This window comes from Massilia sp. CT11-137 (assembly GCF_047302885.1).
GTDB lineage: Bacteria > Pseudomonadota > Gammaproteobacteria > Burkholderiales > Burkholderiaceae_D > Telluria > Telluria orientalis.
Genome location: NZ_JBKYMP010000002.1, coordinates 1,411,822 through 1,429,137, shown reverse-complemented (window position 1 = coordinate 1,429,137; position 17,316 = coordinate 1,411,822). Strand labels below are relative to the sequence as shown.

The window sequence follows — 17,316 nt, the reverse complement described above, 5'->3', positions numbered from 1 at the left end:
CGCCCGTCAGATCGCCGTCAGGCCGCCATCGATGGCCAGTTGGTGGCCGGTGACGAACGACGCCTGCTCCGAGCACAGCCATAGCGCCGCGTTGGCGATCTCGGACGGGTCGGCGATGCGGCCCATCGGATGCGCCGCCTTGAGCTTCTTGTCGCGCCCCGGCTCGCGCTCGAGCATGCGCGCCAGCATCGGGGTCTTGACGGCGCCCGGGCACACGCTGTTGACGCGGATGCCGTCCTTGGCGTATTCGACGGCCGCGCTCTTCGTCAGGCCGACGACGGCGTGCTTGGACGCCGAGTAGATGGCGCGGTGCGGTGCCGCCACGAGACCGCCGGCGTCCGCGATGTTGACGATCACGCCGCCGCCTTCCTGCTTGAGCATCTGGCGCAGCTGGCTCTTCATGCACAGCCAGACACCCTTGACGTTGACGCCCATGATGCGGTCGAACTGGTCGTCCTCGCCTTCGGCCAGCGGCAGGTATTCTTCCTCGACAGCGGCGCCATTGACGGCGCAGTCGATGCGGCCGTAATGGCCGACCGCCTTGTCCATCAAGGCCTCGACGTCCGCCGCGACCGTGACATTGGATTTCACAAACAGCGCCTTGCCGCCCGCTTCGACGATTAGCGCCGCAGTCATGTGGCCGCCGTCGACCGACGTGTCGGCGATGACGACACAGGCGCCCGCGCGCCCGAATGCCAGCGCCGTCGCCCGGCCGATGCCGCTGGCACCGCCGGTTACCAGCACTACCTTGCCTGCATACGAAATGCCGCTCGGAGTCTGCTTGGTCATGCCCTTCATCATGCTTCCTTTTCAATATCCTTGCGCAAGCTTTGCTTCCTACAAGCAATACTGCGCTCAGGCAACATGATAGCGCCCGTCCCGGGCAATGACCAAGTTTCTCAGCCATTCTGCAAGCGTATGAACGGCCGAGTGTTGCAATCAGGGTGCAGGTTTCACTTTTGCCTTGTCTCCAGCCATGACGACGGACATCTTCGCGGGGTCGACCGCCTTGCGGAACGCCGCGTTCAGCTGGGGCAAGGTGACGGCCATCAAACGCTGCTCGAACTCGGCCGACCACTCGAAGGTGCGGCCGCGGTACATGTACGACGTCCAGCCGGCGGCCAGCGCGCCGTCGTCTGCACGGTTCTGGATCCTCTGTTGCATCAGACCCGACTTGGCGCCAGCGAGTTCCGCCGTCGTGAAGCCATCCTTGAGCACGCGCAGGAGTTCCTCCCGTACGGCGGCGTCGACCTTGGCCAGGTTCTGCGGCGCGGCGATGGCGCTGATCGCGAACATGCCTGCACGGTCGAGGTCGCCGGCGACGAGATTCGAGCCGCCGCCGTACGACAGCCCTTCTTTCTGGCGGATGCGGTCCATCAGGCGCGAGCGCATCCCGCCGCCGCCGAAGATGTAATCGGCCAGCATCAGCGCCGGGTAATCCGGATCTTCCACGTTGAGATCGACATTGATCCGCGCCGTATAAAAGCCGTTTTCCTTGTCGGGCGTATTCAGGAACGTATGGATGGGCGCGATGTCGCCGTTCTTGCGCAGCACGGGTGCCACGTGCATCGGGGCCTTCCACCGGCCGAACAGCTGGTCGACGAGGGGCGTGATCGCCTGCGCATCGAAATCGCCCACGATGGCCATCTCGGCCGGTACCGTGCCGTAGTAATCGCGGTGGAAGGCCTTGACCTGGTCCAGCGTCGCGCCCTTGATGTCCGCAAGATCTTCCTCGAGCGTCGTTTCGTGGCGAATATCACCCTTGGGATAAATATCAAAATGCTCGTTCAGCGCGCGCGATGCCACGTTGGTCGGCTCGCTACGGCTCGCTTCCAGCCCGACGATCGATTGCTGGCGCAATTGTTCGAATTCGGCAGCAGGGAAGCTCGGTTCGCGCAACACGTGGGCGACGAGTTTCAGCGCTTCGGGCAGGTTGTCGCGCGTCGTCTGGAAGTGCGTGAGGCTGCCGGAAATCTTGAGCTTGTCGAAGGCGTCGGCCAACTGCACGCGGTCGTACTTCGTCGTGCCGCGCATCAGCATCGCGTTCGTCAGCCCCGGCAGCGCCGCCTTGCCGAACAGGTTCTGCTCGTCGCCGATGTGCTGGCGCAGGTCGACGGTGACCGTCTGGCCGCGGTTCTTCTTTGGCAACAAGGCCAGTTTCACGCCGCCCGCCGTCGTCAGCGTCGTGCGTTTCATGATGTTGGCCTGGCTCGGATCGAAGTCCTCGGCGCTCAGGGTGGATGCCCGCGGCTTGAAATCCTTGAGCAGGCTTTGCACGCTGGGCGCGGGCGGGATCACGGCGCGCTGCGGATTGTCGTCCGGGATGAACTCGCCCGTGACGCGGTTATCGCGCTTGAAATAGCGCCCCGCTGCCGCGGCAACCTGTTCCGACGTAATCTTGTTGACACGGTCGCGGCCGACGAAGAACAGGCGCCAGTCACCCAGCGCGATCACTTCCGACAGCGCGACGCCGACCTGCTGCGGATCGTTCAGGCTGCGCTCGAATTCGTTCAGGAAGGTGCGCTTCGTGCGCTCCATCTCTTCCGGGGTCGGCGGGTTCTTGGCGAACTCTTCCACGGCCTGCGTGAGGGCGGCGCGCACGGGTTCGAGCGGCGCGTCCTTCTTCACCACAGCGCCGAAGTATTGCAGGCCGGGCGCATAGCCCGTCTGGCCATAGGCGAATACCTGGCTCGCCTTGCCCGTCTCGACGAGCAGCTTGTGGAGGCGGCCCGTCGGCGAATCGCCGAGGATGGTCGAGGCGAAGCTCAGCACGTCGCTGTCGTCGTGCAGGCCGGACGGCACCTTGTAGCCGAGCGCGACGATCTGCACGTCGCCCTGGCGCCGCACGGTGAACGTACGGTCGCCGTCCTGCGTGGGCTCGACGGTCCAGAATTCCGGCAACGTGCGTTTCGGCTTCGGGATCGCGCCGAACAGGCGATTGATCGACAGCAGGGTCTTCGCGGGATCGAACTTGCCCGCGACGAGCAGCACGGCATTGTCCGGCTGATAATACGTGTGATAGAAATTCTGCAGGTTCGAGATCCTGACGTTCTCGATGTCGCTCTTGTTGCCGATCGTCGAGCGGCCATACGAATGCCAGTCGTAGGCCACGCTCTGCATGCGCTTCATGAGGACGGCGCCCGGCGAGTTCTCGCCGTTTTCGTACTCGTTGCGCACGACCGTCATTTCGGAATCGAGATCCTTCCTGGCGATGCTGGAATGCGTCATGCGGTCCGCTTCCATGCCCAGCGCCCAGTTCAGGTTATCGTCGGACGCCTGGAACACCTCGTAGTAATTCGTGCGGTCGAGCGACGTCGTCCCGTTGAACTGCATGCCGCGGTCCTGGAACTGGCGCGTGATGTCGGGATGCTTCGGGCTGCCCTTGAACATCAGGTGTTCAAGCAGGTGGGCCATCCCCGTCTCGCCATAATTCTCGTGGCGCGAGCCGACGAGGTACGTGACGTTGACGGTGACGGTGGGTCGCGACGAATCGGGGAACAGCAGCACTTTCAGGCCGTTCGGCAGCCGGTATTCCGTGATGCCTTCGACGGACGGGCCTTGCACGACACCCTTGGGCAGGTCGAAGGCGAAGGCGTTGCCGGTCGCGATGAACGTCAGGCCGCCCGCGACCGTATAAGCGGCCAGGCCGCGCTGGAAAAACGTCAAGCTCATGTCACTCCGTCAGTTACTGTTGTCCTCGGGACATGGTAACAGACGGGTACTTAGGCCAGGCTTACCATTATTGCCGCACCCGGCGTTCGTGCTGTTGCTGGTAGGGACTGATGCGGGCGAGGTCTTCCATTTCCTCGGCGAGGAAGCCGAGCAGGTCGTCCGCGCTGACGATTCCCGCCAGGCGTCCGCCCTCGCCCACGACGGGCACGCGCCGGATGCCGCGCAGGCGCATGCGTTCGATGGTGACGGAGACGTCGTCGTGCTCGTCGGCCGTGAGCAGGTCGTCCGTCATGATGTCGCCGACCTGCAGGCCGGCCGGATCGAGGCCGAGGGCGACGACGGACACGACGATGTCGCGGTCCGTCACGATGCCGGCGGGCGTGCGTTCGCCATCGACGTCGTCGACGACGACGATGTCGCCCACGTGATGTTTGCGCATGAGTAAGGCCGCGCCCTGCACGCTTTCATCGCGGGCGCAGCAGACGGTGTCGACCGTGCAGAGTTTTCCGACTTCCATGGCGAGCTCCAACGTCAAGCGTTAAAGCTACCCATGGTGCATTGATCGGAGTTTGAGGTAGATCAGGACTTCTTCTTTTCGTCCGCAGGTGGGACGAAGCACGCCTCGACGACTTGCAGGTCGTTGTCTTTGGCGAAATTGCACACGAAGTGGTAGGCCAGCGGTTCGATGCTTTTGAGGGCGTTGTTCACGACGACCGCCTTGACACCGTTCACGACGGTCGGGTGCACGTAGGGCGAGAACTTCAGGTGGGCGTTCGGACCACCGCTGCCGGCCGGCCGGAAACACGACATGACGCCGCACAGACGCTCGGCCCAGTCACTCGGGCGGAATTGCCTGCCCTTACTTGTCACGCCGAGAATGAAGAATTCGTCGGCGCCTTTCCCGGTTTGCGGTGAGTCGGCCATAGTGCGGCTTCTGAAACAAAGGCGTGGATGAGAACAACCCGACTATTATATCTTATAGAAGACCTGCGGACGAGCCCCTTGTGCCGGCTCTGGTCGGACCGGCACGATGGACATCAGCCAAGCAGGACTGCGCCCGACAACAGCAGCAGGAGCAGCATCCATAATAACAGCGCGCGCCAGACCAGGCCGACCGTGCTTTGCAGTGCGCGCACGCTCGGCTCGTCGCCGGGCAGCATGTCGTCCTCGCTGGCGGTGCTGTCGACCGTCGCCGCGTCGGCCGGCAGGACGTGCGGTGCGTTCTCGGCCGGGCTGCCGAGGCGCACGCCCATCGCGCCGCCGCCGGCGGCCAGGATGATGCCTTTCGATTCGTCGGCCCAACGATTGGCGAAATTGCGCCACGCATAGATCGCATCCTCGAAATTGCCGACCACCGCAAACGCGATCGCCGTCAGGCGCACGGGAATCCAGTCGATCCAGTAGAACGCACGGGCCGCGAACTGGCCGAACGCCTCGTTGCGCATGTGATCCGGCTCGTTCCACGCGCGCGCGAGATATTCGGACACGCGGTACATGACGGCGCAAGCCGGGCCCAGCGGCATCAGGAACCAGAAGAACACGCCGAACACGTTGCGGTGCGTCGTGATCAGGGATTTTTCGACGGCGATGCGGGCGATCTCGGTGGCATCCATGCCGACCGTGTCGATCCTGGCCCACTCGGCCAGGAGTGTCCGCGCCGTCGCCTCGTCGCCCGCATTGAGGGCGAACTGGATCGACGTGAAGTAATGGCTGTAGTGGCGGAAACCGAGCGTGAGGTAGACGATCAGCACGTTCCAGGCGAACGCGGCGAACACGAAGCGGTAGTGCACGAGGACACCGTAGATGACGGCCGTCGGCACCATCAGCACGGCCATCATCAGGAACCAGCCCAGCCGGCCATGACTGACCTGGCCGGCATTGAACCAGCTCTCGATCTTCATGGCAAAGCGCTTGATCTCGGCGTAGATCTGGTTATCCGCGCGCAGCGGCTTCAGCTGTTCGATGAGCAGCGCGCACAGAATGGAGAAAAATGTCATGCACGGTCCTTTGTACGTTGTTGCCTTACTTCATTGCCCGCTAGGGTAGCGCAGAGACCGACTGGAGTCCATGCCCTTTAAGGCACCTCGAAAAACCGTCGCGAGCGGCAGCAGATTTGGCCGAGAAGCGCAGCTGTACGAAAGTACAGTGAGCATCGCAGGGCTAGGCGCCCCCGCCAATATGCAACGCGCAGCAGGTTTTTCGACGTGCCTGGTCAGGCGCGTAACAAATGAAACAGATTGCGGAGCATACCTGCTGTGGCGCCCCAGATGAAGAAGCGTTCGTACGGCATCGCATAAAAACTGCGGCGGCCGGCGCCGTCCGGCAGGTCGAACGACATGATCTGGTGGTTCATGCCATCCATGAGGAACCGCAAGGGCACTTCGAAGATGTCGGCCACTTCGTTCGATTCGGCCGTGAGGTCGAACGGCGGCGTGACGAGGCCCACGACGGGGGTGACGATGTAGGCGGACGCGGTGACGTGGTCGGGCAGCACGCCGACGATCTCGACGTGGCGGCGCGTGAGGCCGATCTCTTCCTCCGTCTCGCGCAGCGCGGTCTCGATGGGCGACGAGTCGTCCTCTTCCGCACGGCCGCCGGGAAAGCTGACCTGGCCCGCGTGGTTGCTCAGGTGTTCGGTGCGCTGCGTCAACAAGACCGTGAGGCCGTCCGGCCGGCGCACGAGGGGCACGAGGACGGCCGCGCGGCGCAACGTGGGGAAGCGCTGGCGCATGTCCTCGGGCAACTCCGGCGCCCACGACGGCGGATGGGCGAGGCGTTCGCGCAGCCAGGCGACGTCCAGGCGCTCGGCCGGCAAGGCGGGCTCGCCGGCGATGGCGTCGACGGGCAGGCGCTTGGGATCGATATGCAGTTTTGCCAAGGGCTTTCTCCAAAAGAAAAAGGCATCCGACCGGATGCCTTTTCCCTACCGCAATCGCTATTACTGCGCAGCAGTGGTAGCGGCTTTGCGGGTCGGCAGTTTCTCTTTGATACGTGCCGATTTGCCCGAACGCTCGCGCAGGTAGTACAGCTTCGCACGACGCACGTCACCACGACGCTTCACTTCGATCGAAGCGATCAGCGGCGAATACAGCTGGAACGTACGCTCGACGCCTTCGCCCGACGAGATCTTGCGAACGATGAAGTTCGAGTTCAGGCCGCGGTTACGACGCGAGATGACGACGCCTTCGTATGCCTGGGCGCGCTTGCGGTTGCCTTCGACGACGTTGACGCTGACGACGACGGTGTCGCCCGGTGCGAAATCAGGGATGTTGCGGCCGAGGCGCGCAATTTCTTCTTGCTCGAGTTGCTGGATCAGATCCATTTTTATGACTCCTATTACCATCTTGCCGGCGCGTTCGATGCCCGGTAGAGGATGGGATTAGACATGCGGTACCCCGATGGGCACCGCCTTTATTCCGCGACCTTTTGCAAGGTTGCGAGAAACTGCTCGTCGGCCTTCGTCAGCAGACCGGCGCCACGCGCCTTGTCCAGCAGATCCGGCCGTTTCTTCGCGGTCGCCTCCAGCATGCGCTGTCGACGCCACTTCATGATCTCGGCGTGGTTGCCGCCCATCAGTACGGGCGGCACGGCGTCGCCTTCGTAAACTTCCGGACGCGTGTAATGCGGCGAATCCAGCAAGCCGTTGACAAAACTGTCTTCGACTGCGGACGCGTCGTCGCCCAGTACACCGGGCAACAGCCGCACCACGGCATCCATCAGCGCCATCGCAGGGAGTTCTCCGCCGGACAGCACGAAATCGCCGAGGGAGATTTCCTCGTCGACGACACGGTCCAGCAAACGCTGGTCGACCGCTTCGTAGCGTCCGCACAGCACGACGAGACCGGGCTCGTTCTTCAAGCCCATCACACGTTCGTGCGTCAGCGGTTTGCCTTGCGGCGACATGAACACGACGCGCGGTGCGGGCAAGCCCATGTCGATCTGGCGCTGCTTCGCCGCGTTGATCGTCGCTTCGAGCGGCCTGGCCAGCATCACCATGCCGGGACCGCCGCCATACGGGCGATCGTCCACGGTGCGGTGGCGGTCCGTCGTGAAATCGCGCGGATTCCAGATCGACAAATTCCACAGGCCCTGCTCGTGCGCGCGCCGGGTCACGCCCGACTGCGTCAATGCGGCAAACATTTCGGGAAACAAGCTCACGACGTCAAACTGCATCGAGACCTCGCTTCAGGTGGACGGGATCAATAATCCAGGCCCCAGTCCAGGGTAATCACTTTGGCTTGCAAGTCGACCGTCTTGACGTACTGGTCCACGAACGGCACCAGCCGCTCCGGCGCTTTCGCATCGGGAGCGGCGTTCGGATCGGGCACGGGCGTGATCCGCAGGATGGACTGCGCGCCATTGTGCATCATGTCGGAAATCTTGCCGAGCGCTTCGCCCTGCAAGTTGACCGTATCCAAGCCGATCAGGTCGGTCCAGTAATACTCGTCTTCCGGAAGTTCCGGAAAGTCCGATCGCGAGACCTGCACCGTGGCACCCTTGAGCGCCTCGGCCGCTTCGCGGTCGGTCACTTCGACCAGCGTGGCCGTCACGTCGCCGCTGTGGTATTTCGCGTTCCGCACTTGCACGGTACGCAGCGACGGCTTGTCGATCCACCAGGTTTTGACGCTCAGCAGCGCATCCGCATCCATCGAATAGGGCGTCACGCGGACGCCGCCCCGGAGCCCGTAGGCACCGGTGATGTGGCCGACCTGGATCAGGTCGTCAGGCACCGCTTGCGCGGATACCGATGTCGAATGTGCTGCAGAATCGGTCAAACCGTAGAACCTTCGCTGTATTAAGCAGCAGCCTTTTGCGTAGCCACCAGGCGAGCAACAGCCGGCGACAGCTGTGCGCCCACGCCTTGCCAGTACGACAGGCGGTCAGCGGTGACGTTCAGGGCGACTTCTTTGCCCGAAGCCATCGGGTTGTAGTAACCGATGCGCTCGATGAAACGGCCGTCGCGGCGATTGCGCGAGTCGGTTGCAACGATGTTGTAGAACGGGCGCTTCTTGGCACCACCACGAGCTAAACGAATAACGACCATAATATTTCCAAAAGTAAGCTGGACGGAGAAAGCCGACGATTATAGCGCGCTCTATCCTGCATCAGCAAGCATTTACATAAAAACCAAGAACGCTGGCGCGCAGTCCCGGCCGAATCCAAGATTATCGCCGATTTCGCGACACTCCGCCACTATGGCGGCCGCTTTTGGACGATACTGATGGCTTTCCTTTCAACAAACAGTCGATGTCGCAACATAAGAACAAGACCTTCGCCACCACCCTCGCCTTCCTGCTCGGCGGACTCGGCGCGCACCGCTTCTATCTCAAGGGCAGCGTCGACCGCCTCGGCCTGCTCCACGTCTGCAGCCTTCCGGCGGCCGGCCTCGTGTACGGCCTCGGCCACGCGCCGAATCCGTTCTGGGTCCTGCTGCCCCTGATCCTGTCCTGGCTCGTCGGCTTCGGCGAAGCACTGATCCTCGGCCTCACGCCGGACGAGAAATGGGATGCCCGCTACAACCGCAACTCCAGCCGCCGCTCCGCGTCGCACTGGTTCGTGATCCTGCTCGTCGTGGTCACGATGCTGGTGGGCACGACGGCACTCATCGCCACCATCTCGCGGCTGTTCGACCTGCTCTACACGGGCGGCGCGTACGGCTGACCAGCTCGGCATCAGCTTCACAGGCCGGTCGCGCTCCAGTCATACCGCGGCACCTGCACCGGCGGCGTGCCCGTCACGATCACGATCTCGCGGTGCGCGTTCAGCACGATCGTGGCAGGGTCGCCCGTGAAGCGCGTTACTTGCTCCTTGTCGATCACGTAATAGGTCGGCGTGCCGGGCAGCCCCGCCACCGCCGCGGTGCCGAGCGGCTGTCCCCACAACGCAAAGAACTGCCCCAGCGTGAAGACCTTGGGCACATCCGTCTCGATGTGCAGGATGCCGGTGATGTCGTGGGTGTGCATTTCGTACGAACAGCCGCTGCCGCGCCCGATCGAATCCGGCAAGCCGAGCCGTACGCCGTCCTGGTAGATCGAGAGGAGCGCGTGGATGTGGTAATCCTCGTTCTTCGCGCACCCTACGCCGTCCACGACGGCCGTACCCGTATGGCTCCACGCCGGCCAGTGCGGGCTGCTGTCCAGGGTCGTATAGAGCTTGGTGTAGCCCGGCTCCAGCACGATGTCTGTCGGCGGCGCGGGATCGTCGGGCGGCTGCGGCGCCGGGGCGGGTGTCGGTGTCGGCGCCGGCGTCGGTGTCGGCGCGGGCGTGGGACTCGGCACCGCCGGCGGATCGTTCGCGGCCGTCGTGGGGGTGGCGTCGCTGCCGCCGCCGCAGGCCACCAGCGCGCACAATGCGGCGCCGGCGACGGCGATCGGTAATACCTTGCCAGGCTTCAGGGGATTCATGGGGCGCTCCTTCGATTGTGGATGCGACGAATCGATTCTAGGAGCGTCGCTTACCCGTTATGCATGACGGGCATCAAACGCAGAGCAGCGGTCGGCAGTACGCAACAAATCGCCTGCTGCGGCCCATGAAAAAAGCCGCCCGCAGGCCGCTTCGAGATCACATCCAGCCGTCAGAACTGCTCGACGTCCAGCGCCAGCACGCCGGCGGCACCGTCCACGATCGCGTGGCGCAGCCCATCCGCCTGCGCCAGCACGTGGTCCGCGAAGAAGCGCGCGGTGGCGATCTTGGCGCGGTAGAACGCCGCGTCGCCATCGCCGGCGTCCAGCTTCTGGCGGGCCACGAGGGCCGCACGCGCCATCTGCCAGCCACCCAGCACGACGCCGGCCAGCTTCAGATACAGGACGCTGCCCGCGAACACGGCACGCGGGTCGGCTTTCGTGTTCGCCACGACGTAGTCGACGACCGCTTCCAGCGCCGCGCTGCCGGCCGCCAGCTGCGCGCGGATTGCCGCCAAGTCCGCGTCCTGGGCATCGCCCAGCTGCGCCTCGGTCGCACGCACCTGCGCCAGGATGGACTTGGCCACGGCGCCGCCGTCGCGCACGGTCTTGCGTCCCACGAGGTCATTGGCCTGGATCGCGGTCGTGCCTTCGTAGATCGTGAGGATCTTGGCGTCGCGGTAGTGCTGCGCGGCGCCCGTCTCCTCGATGAAGCCCATGCCGCCATGCACCTGCACGCCGTCGCGGGCGACGTTCTCGCTCATCTCCGTCGACCAGCCCTTGATCACGGGGACGAGGTATTCGTACACGGCCAGGTTGGCCTTGCGGGTCGCTTCGTCCGGATGGCTGTGCGCGAGGTCCGAGAGGCCCGCGCCGACGTAGGCCAGCGCGCGCGCCGCTTCCGTCTGCGCGCGCATCGACATCAGCATGCGGCGCACGTCCGGGTGGTGGATGATGGCGACGGGGCCGGCGGAACCTTCGACGGCGCGCGACTGCACGCGCTCCTTCGCGAACGCGACGGCCTGCTGGTACGCGCGCTCGGCCAGGCCGATACCCTGCATGCCGACGCCGAAGCGGGCCGCGTTCATCATGATGAACATGTATTCGAGGCCGCGGTTCTCTTCGCCGACGAGCGTGCCGATCGCGCCGCCATGGTCGCCGAACTGCAGCACTGCGGTCGGGCTCGCCTTGATGCCCAGCTTGTGCTCGATCGACACGCAATGCACGTCGTTGCGCTCGCCCAGCGAACCGTCATCATTGACCATGAACTTCGGCACGATGAACAGCGAGATCCCCTTCACGCCCGGGGGCGCGTCCGGCGTGCGCGCCAGCACGAGGTGGATGATGTTCTCGGCCATGTCGTGCTCGCCGTAGGTGATGAAGATCTTGGTGCCGAAGATTTTATAGGTACCGTCGCCCTGCGGCACGGCGCGCGTGCGCACGGCGGCGAGGTCGGAACCGGCCTGCGGCTCCGTCAGGTTCATCGTGCCGGTCCACTTGCCGGTAATCAGGGGCTCGATGAAACGGGTCTTCTGCTCGGCGCTGCCGGCCGTCAGCAGCGCTTCGATGGCGCCGTCCGTCAGCAGGCCGACGAGGGCGAACGCGATGTTCGCACTGTTGAGCATCTCGATGCACGGCGTGGCGACGAGCTTGGGCAGGCCCTGGCCGCCGAATTCGGCCGGGTGCTGCACGCCCTGCCAGCCAGCGTCCGCGAAGCCGCGGAACGCTTCCTTGAAACCTTTCGACGTCGTGACCTGGCCGTCGTGCCAGTAGCTCGGCTCCTTGTCGCCGGAATGATTCAGCGGGGCGACGACTTCGCCGCAGAACTTCGCGTTCTCTTCCAGCACGGCTTCGACGGTGTCGGGCGTCGCGTCTTCGCAGCCGGGCAGTTGGTTGATCTCGGACAGGTTGGCCAGTTCGTTCACGACGAACAGCATGTCCTTCAGGGGGGCGTTGTAGGTCACCGCAGTCTCCTAGTTTCTCTTTACGTAAACGTCAATCGTCGGGCGCAAAAAAGGCGGGAACCCATACAAAATACACGCCGCAGTGACTACGTTTGATTCAGCATGGGTTCCCGCCTGCGCGGGAACGACGGTTTAGCCCAGTTCCTTGACCAGCGCCGGCACGACCTCGAACAGGTCGCCGACGATGCCGTAGTCGGCCACCGAGAAGATCGGCGCTTCCGGATCCTTGTTGATGGCGACGATGGTCTTCGAATCCTTCATGCCGGCGAGGTGCTGGATCGCGCCCGAGATACCGACGGCGATGTACAGCTGCGGGGCGACGATCTTGCCGGTCTGGCCCACCTGCCAGTCGTTCGGCACATAGCCCGCGTCGACGGCGGCGCGCGATGCGCCCATCGCGGCGCCTAGCTTGTCGGCCAGCGGCTCCAGGATCTTGAAGTTGTCGCCCGAGCCCATGCCGCGGCCGCCGGAAACGACGACCTTGGCACCGGTCAGTTCCGGACGGTCCGACTTGGCCAGCTCGCGGCCGACGAACGACGATTTGCCCGAGTCCGCGACGGCGGCGACGGTGTCGACGGCGGCCGAACCACCTTCCGCTGCGGCGGCGTCGAAGCCGGTGCCGCGCACGGTGATGACTTTCACGTTGTCCGTCGACTGCACGGTGGCGATGGCGTTACCGGCGTAGATCGGACGCTCGAACGTGTCGGGCGAGTCGACCTTGGTGATTTCCGAGATCTGGGCGACGTCCAGCTTGGCGGCGACGCGCGGCAGCACGTTCTTGCCGAAGGCAGAAGCCGGGGCCAGGATGTGCGAGTAAGCGCCAGCCACGGCCAGGATCTGCTCGGCGACGTTCTCGGCGAGGCCGTCGGCGAACTGCGGCGCGTCGGCGACCAGCACTTTCGCCACGCCCGCGACCTTGGCGGCGGCTTCCGCGACGGCGCCGCAGCCGCTGCCGGCGACGAGGATGTGGACATCGCCGCCGCATTGCGCGGCCGCGGTGACGGTGTTCAGGGTGACAGCCTTCAGGTGGGCGTTGTCGTGTTCAGCAATGACGAGTGCGACCATGGTTATTCCTTAATTAGATGACTTTAGCTTCGGTGCGCAGCTTCGCAACCAGGGTCGCCACATCGGGCACCTTGACGCCGGCCGAACGCTTGGCCGGTTCGGCGACCTTGACGGTCTTCAGGCGCGGCGTGACGTCGACGCCCAGGTCTTCCGGCTTGACGGTCGTCAGCGGCTTTTTCTTGGCCTTCATGATGTTCGGCAGCGTGACATAGCGCGGCTCGTTCAGGCGCAGGTCGGTGGTGACGATGGCCGGCAGGCTCAGGGCCACGGTTTCCAGGCCGCCGTCCACTTCGCGGGTCACGGTGACCTTGCCGTCTTCCAGCACGACCTTCGACGCGAACGTCGCCTGCGGCCAGCCCAGCAGCGCAGCCAGCATCTGGCCGGTCTGGTTCGAATCGTCGTCGATCGCCTGCTTGCCCAGGATGATCAGCTGCGGCTGCTCTTCGACGGCCAGCGCTTTCAGCACCTTGGCGACGCCCAGCGGCTCGATCTCGGCACCGGTCTCGACCAGCACGCCGCGGTCGGCGCCGATCGCCATCGCGGTACGCAGGGTTTCCTGGGCCTGGGCCACGCCGCAGGTCACGGCCACGATCTCGGTGACCTTGCCGGCTTCCTTCAGGCGCGTGGCTTCTTCCACCGCGATCTCGTCGAACGGGTTCATCGACATCTTGACGTTGGCGATATCGACGCCGCTGCCGTCGGACTTGACGCGGACCTTGACGTTGTAGTCGACCACGCGTTTGACGGGTACCAGGACTTTCATAGTGTGCCTTTGAAAAATGGGTGAAAGACTAAAAATGATCCGAATTATAAGAGCAAATTCCGTTCAGGTCAGAATTAAAGCACGATCGTGCGTTTTTCGGTTAGAGGAAATGCCCTAATCGTACTTGATTGTGCGTCAGCGGGTTTCCTTGCGGGTGGGGATGGAATGCCCGGCGTGCCGGGCTTCAGGAAAAGGCTGTCGTTATTTCCGGCGCAGCCAGAACGTGAATTCGCCGTTGATGTGCGTGTGCGCCAGCAGGGCGTTGCCCGTCTGCTTGGCGAACGCCTGGAAGTCGCGTACCGAACCGGTGTCGGTGGCGACGATGCGCAGCACCTCGCCGCTGGCCAGTTCCGCGAGGGCCTTCTTGGCCTTGAGGATCGGCAGCGGGCAATTCAAGCCACGCGCATCCAGGTCCTTCTGGACCTCGATGGTGCCGGTGTCGATTATGGTTTCGCTCATCGATTGCCTGCTAGTTGGTAGGGCATGGACCCGATAGTACTCCAATTAGCCCATTATGACGCGCCGCACCAAAATTTGGTATCAGTGTTGCGTTGTAACAACGGCAATTACTTGACAGGCAGATAGAGATGAGGCGGAGATGACCGGATGAGAGGGATGCGGGGCGGACGGCTGTGCCGTCCACTTACCCATCGAAACAAGAGTTGATTCAGCTCAAATCCCATTCGATTTACAACGTACGCGCCGCCACGACATGCATATTGCGGCGGCGCGGTTACAACGCGCGATTACGGTTATGCGGAAACGCGCTCGCCGACCCAGCCGGCGACGCCCGCCAGCGCCTGCGGCAGCGCCGCCGGATCCGTACCGCCGGCCTGGGCCATGTCCGGACGGCCGCCGCCCTTGCCGCCGACCTGCTTGGCGACGAAGTTGACGAGATCGCCCGCCTTGACCCTGGACGTCGCGTCGGCCGTGACGCCGGCGATCAGGCTGACCTTGCCCTCAAGCACCGACGCCAACACGATGGCGGCCGTCCCAAGCTTGTCCTTCAGCTTGTCCATCGTCTCGCGGAGACTCCCAACGTCGGCGCCTTCCATCGTGGCGGCCAGCACCTTGATGCCGTTAACGTCAATGGCCTTCGTCACCAGTTCGTCGCCCTGGCCGGCAGCCAGCTTCGACTTCAGCGCGGCGATTTCCTTCTCCAGCGACTTGACCTGGTCCTGCACCTGGGCGATGCGCGACGGCAGTTCGTCCGGGCTCGTCTTCAGCGCGCCGGCCGCTTCGTTCAGCTTGCGGTTGATCGCTTGCACGAGGGCCAGAGCGCCCTCGCCCGTCACGGCTTCCACGCGGCGGATGCCGGCGGCCACGCCCGATTCGGACACGATCTTGAACAGGCCGATGTCGCCCGTGCGGGTGACGTGCACGCCGCCGCACAGTTCCTTCGACGAGCCGATGTCCAGCACGCGCACGGTGTCGCCGTATTTCTCGCCGAACAGGGCCATGGCGCCATGCTTGATCGCATCGTCCATCGACATGTGCTGGGCCTGGGTCGCGTGATTCTCGAGAATTTCGCGATTCACGATGGTTTCCACCTGGGCGATCTGCTCGGCCGTCAGCGGCGCGTTGTGGCTGAAGTCGAAGCGGGTCTTGTCCGGATCGACCAGCGAGCCCTTCTGCTGCACGTGGCCGCCCAGCACTTCGCGCAACGCCTTGTGCATCAGGTGCGTCGCCGAGTGGTTGCGGATCGTGCGGGCGCGCTTCACTTCGTCGACTTGCGCGTCGACCATGTCGCCCACTTTCAGCGAGCCGGACTGCAGCACGCCGTGGTGGCCGAACACTTCCGCCTGGATCTTCAGGGTGTCTTCCACTTCGAACACGCCGCCCTGTGCCTTCAGCAGGCCCTTGTCGCCCACCTGGCCGCCGGACTCGGCGTAGAACGGGGTCGTGTCCAGCACGACGATGCCGTCCTGGCCCGCTTTCAGTTCCTGGACCGGTGCGCCGCCCGAGTACAGCGCGAGCACGCGGCTGTTGTGCACGAGGGCGTCGTAGCCGACGAAGGTCGTCTTCTCGCCCGAATACTCCACGTTGGCGGCCATCTTGAACTTGCCGGCGGCGCGGGCGGTCTTCTTCTGCTGCTCCATGGCGGCAGCGAAGCCCTCTTCGTCCAGCTTGATGCCGCGCTCGCGGCAGATGTCCGCGGTCAGGTCCAGCGGGAAGCCGTAGGTGTCGTACAAGGTGAAGGCGGTGCCGCCGTCGAGGTTCTGCGGATCCTTCGCGAGCTGCGCTTCCAGGATCTTCATGCCGTGCTCGAGGGTTTCGCCGAAGCGCTCTTCCTCGGCCTTCAGGGTCTGCATCACGCGTTCTTTCGCGTCGTGCAGCTCCGGATACGCGGCGCCCATCTCGACGTCGAGGTCGTCCACGAGCTTGTAGAAGAACGGCTTCGTCTGGCCCAGCTTGTGGCCATGGCGCAGCGCGCGGCGGATGATGCGGCGCAGGACGTAGCCGTGGCCTTCGCTGCTCGGGATGATGCCGTCGACGATCATGAAGCTGGCGGCGCGGATGTGGTCGGCGATGACCTTCAGCGAGTTGTTCGCGAGGTCGGTCGCGCCGGTTTCGCGGGCGGCAGCCTTGATCAGGTTCTGGAACAGGTCGATCTCGTAGTTCGAGTGCACGTGCTGCAGCACGGCGGCCAGGCGCTCCAGGCCCATGCCGGTGTCGATCGACGGCTTCGGCAGCGGGGTCAGCACGCCGGCTTCGTCGCGGTTGAACTGCATGAACACGAGGTTCCAGATCTCGATGAAGCGGTCGCCGTCTTCTTCCGGCGAGCCCGGAGGACCACCCCAGATCTCGGCGCCGTGGTCGTAGAAGATTTCCGTGCACGGACCGCACGGGCCGGTGTCGGCCATCTGCCAGAAGTTGTCCGACGCGTAGCGCGCACCCTTGTTGTCGCCGATGCGGATGATGCGTTCCGTCGGCACGCCGATTTCATTCGCCCAGATGCCGTAGGCTTCGTCGTCTTCGAAGTAGACGGTGATGGTCAGCTTTTCCGCCGGCAGGTTATAGACCTTGGTCAGCAGTTCCCAGGCGAAGTGGATGGCGTCGCGCTTGAAATAATCGCCGAAGCTGAAATTGCCCAGCATTTCGAAGAACGTGTGGTGGCGCGCGGTGTAGCCGACGTTTTCCAGGTCGTTGTGCTTGCCGCCGGCGCGTACGCAGCGCTGTACGGTGGTGGCGCGCTTGTACGGACGCGTATCCAGGCCCAGGAACACGTCCTTGAACTGCACCATGCCGCTGTTGGTCAACAACATCGTCGGGTCGTTACCCGGCACGAGCGGGCTGGAGCGGACGATCGTGTGGCCTTTGGACTCAAAGAACTTGAGAAACTTTTCGCGTATTTCGGTGGATTTCATGTCGTAGGGGCGGATTCAGGCAGCTTGCTATATAAAGAAAATCGATTATAGCGTGGTATCGGCAGTTAACTGTACTTGTGCAA

At 64.0% G+C, this 17,316-nt stretch carries 17 protein-coding genes; 1 reads left to right on the top strand and 16 read right to left on the bottom strand.

Annotated features, from left to right (window positions below):
* Positions 1–6: 6 nt before the first annotated feature.
* The 10 genes from ACEN98_RS23085 to rpsP all read right to left on the bottom strand — a co-directional run bounded on the left by ACEN98_RS23085 (position 7) and on the right by rpsP (position 8,716).
* Complete coding sequence (locus ACEN98_RS23085; protein ID WP_371764849.1) at positions 7–789, bottom strand: SDR family oxidoreductase; 783 nt, start codon at positions 787–789, stop codon at positions 7–9.
* A 150-nt stretch (positions 790–939) separates the two neighbouring features.
* Positions 940–3,672 (bottom strand): M16 family metallopeptidase, encoded by a 2,733-nt coding sequence (locus ACEN98_RS23080; protein WP_413387277.1) that lies wholly within the window; start codon positions 3,670–3,672, stop codon positions 940–942.
* Between the two features lie 67 nt (positions 3,673–3,739).
* The gene (locus tag ACEN98_RS23075) at positions 3,740–4,189 is read right to left on the bottom strand and encodes a CBS domain-containing protein (RefSeq protein ID WP_056129047.1); all 450 of its coding nucleotides are present in this window, start codon (positions 4,187–4,189) and stop codon (positions 3,740–3,742) included.
* A gap of 62 nt (positions 4,190–4,251) precedes the next feature.
* Positions 4,252–4,596: a DUF3579 domain-containing protein gene (locus ACEN98_RS23070; protein WP_056129044.1), complete on the bottom strand. Its 345-nt coding sequence runs from the start codon at positions 4,594–4,596 to the stop codon at positions 4,252–4,254.
* Positions 4,597–4,709: 113 nt separating this feature from the next.
* Positions 4,710–5,669, bottom strand: a complete 960-nt coding sequence (locus ACEN98_RS23065; protein WP_413387276.1) for a CobD/CbiB family protein — start codon at positions 5,667–5,669, stop codon at positions 4,710–4,712.
* Positions 5,670–5,884: 215 nt separating this feature from the next.
* Positions 5,885–6,550 (bottom strand): CoA pyrophosphatase, encoded by a 666-nt coding sequence (locus ACEN98_RS23060; RefSeq protein ID WP_413387275.1) that lies wholly within the window; start codon positions 6,548–6,550, stop codon positions 5,885–5,887.
* 60 nt (positions 6,551–6,610) lie between these two features.
* Positions 6,611–6,994, bottom strand: coding sequence for a 50S ribosomal protein L19 (gene rplS / locus ACEN98_RS23055; protein WP_413387274.1), 384 nt, complete (start codon positions 6,992–6,994; stop codon positions 6,611–6,613).
* 89 nt (positions 6,995–7,083) lie between these two features.
* Positions 7,084–7,845, bottom strand: a complete 762-nt coding sequence (gene trmD, locus ACEN98_RS23050; RefSeq protein ID WP_413387273.1) for a tRNA (guanosine(37)-N1)-methyltransferase TrmD — start codon at positions 7,843–7,845, stop codon at positions 7,084–7,086.
* Positions 7,846–7,871: 26 nt separating this feature from the next.
* The gene (gene rimM, locus ACEN98_RS23045; RefSeq protein ID WP_413387272.1) at positions 7,872–8,402 is read right to left on the bottom strand and encodes a ribosome maturation factor RimM; all 531 of its coding nucleotides are present in this window, start codon (positions 8,400–8,402) and stop codon (positions 7,872–7,874) included.
* A 65-nt stretch (positions 8,403–8,467) separates the two neighbouring features.
* Positions 8,468–8,716 carry a 30S ribosomal protein S16 gene (gene rpsP / locus ACEN98_RS23040; RefSeq protein ID WP_036238507.1) on the bottom strand — a complete coding sequence of 83 codons (249 nt, stop codon included), beginning with the start codon at positions 8,714–8,716 and terminating at the stop codon, positions 8,468–8,470.
* A gap of 203 nt (positions 8,717–8,919) precedes the next feature.
* Between rpsP and ACEN98_RS23035 the strand changes: the two genes are divergently transcribed.
* Positions 8,920–9,333: an NINE protein gene (locus ACEN98_RS23035; protein ID WP_413387270.1), complete on the top strand. Its 414-nt coding sequence runs from the start codon at positions 8,920–8,922 to the stop codon at positions 9,331–9,333.
* Positions 9,334–9,350: 17 nt separating this feature from the next.
* Here the strand turns inward: ACEN98_RS23035 and ACEN98_RS23030 are convergent, their stop codons facing one another.
* The 6 genes from ACEN98_RS23030 to alaS all read right to left on the bottom strand — a co-directional run bounded on the left by ACEN98_RS23030 (position 9,351) and on the right by alaS (position 17,233).
* Positions 9,351–10,076 carry a hypothetical protein gene (locus ACEN98_RS23030; protein ID WP_413387269.1) on the bottom strand — a complete coding sequence of 242 codons (726 nt, stop codon included), beginning with the start codon at positions 10,074–10,076 and terminating at the stop codon, positions 9,351–9,353.
* Positions 10,077–10,246: 170 nt separating this feature from the next.
* Positions 10,247–12,037: an acyl-CoA dehydrogenase gene (locus ACEN98_RS23025; RefSeq protein WP_413387268.1), complete on the bottom strand. Its 1,791-nt coding sequence runs from the start codon at positions 12,035–12,037 to the stop codon at positions 10,247–10,249.
* 132 nt (positions 12,038–12,169) lie between these two features.
* Positions 12,170–13,102 (bottom strand): electron transfer flavoprotein subunit alpha/FixB family protein, encoded by a 933-nt coding sequence (locus tag ACEN98_RS23020; protein ID WP_413387267.1) that lies wholly within the window; start codon positions 13,100–13,102, stop codon positions 12,170–12,172.
* Positions 13,103–13,115: 13 nt separating this feature from the next.
* The gene (locus ACEN98_RS23015; RefSeq protein ID WP_056129015.1) at positions 13,116–13,865 is read right to left on the bottom strand and encodes an electron transfer flavoprotein subunit beta/FixA family protein; all 750 of its coding nucleotides are present in this window, start codon (positions 13,863–13,865) and stop codon (positions 13,116–13,118) included.
* Positions 13,866–14,066: 201 nt separating this feature from the next.
* Complete coding sequence (locus ACEN98_RS23010) at positions 14,067–14,294, bottom strand: sulfurtransferase TusA family protein (RefSeq protein ID WP_036238555.1); 228 nt, start codon at positions 14,292–14,294, stop codon at positions 14,067–14,069.
* A gap of 323 nt (positions 14,295–14,617) precedes the next feature.
* Positions 14,618–17,233, bottom strand: coding sequence for an alanine--tRNA ligase (gene alaS / locus ACEN98_RS23005; RefSeq protein WP_413387265.1), 2,616 nt, complete (start codon positions 17,231–17,233; stop codon positions 14,618–14,620).
* Positions 17,234–17,316: the final 83 nt, after the last annotated feature.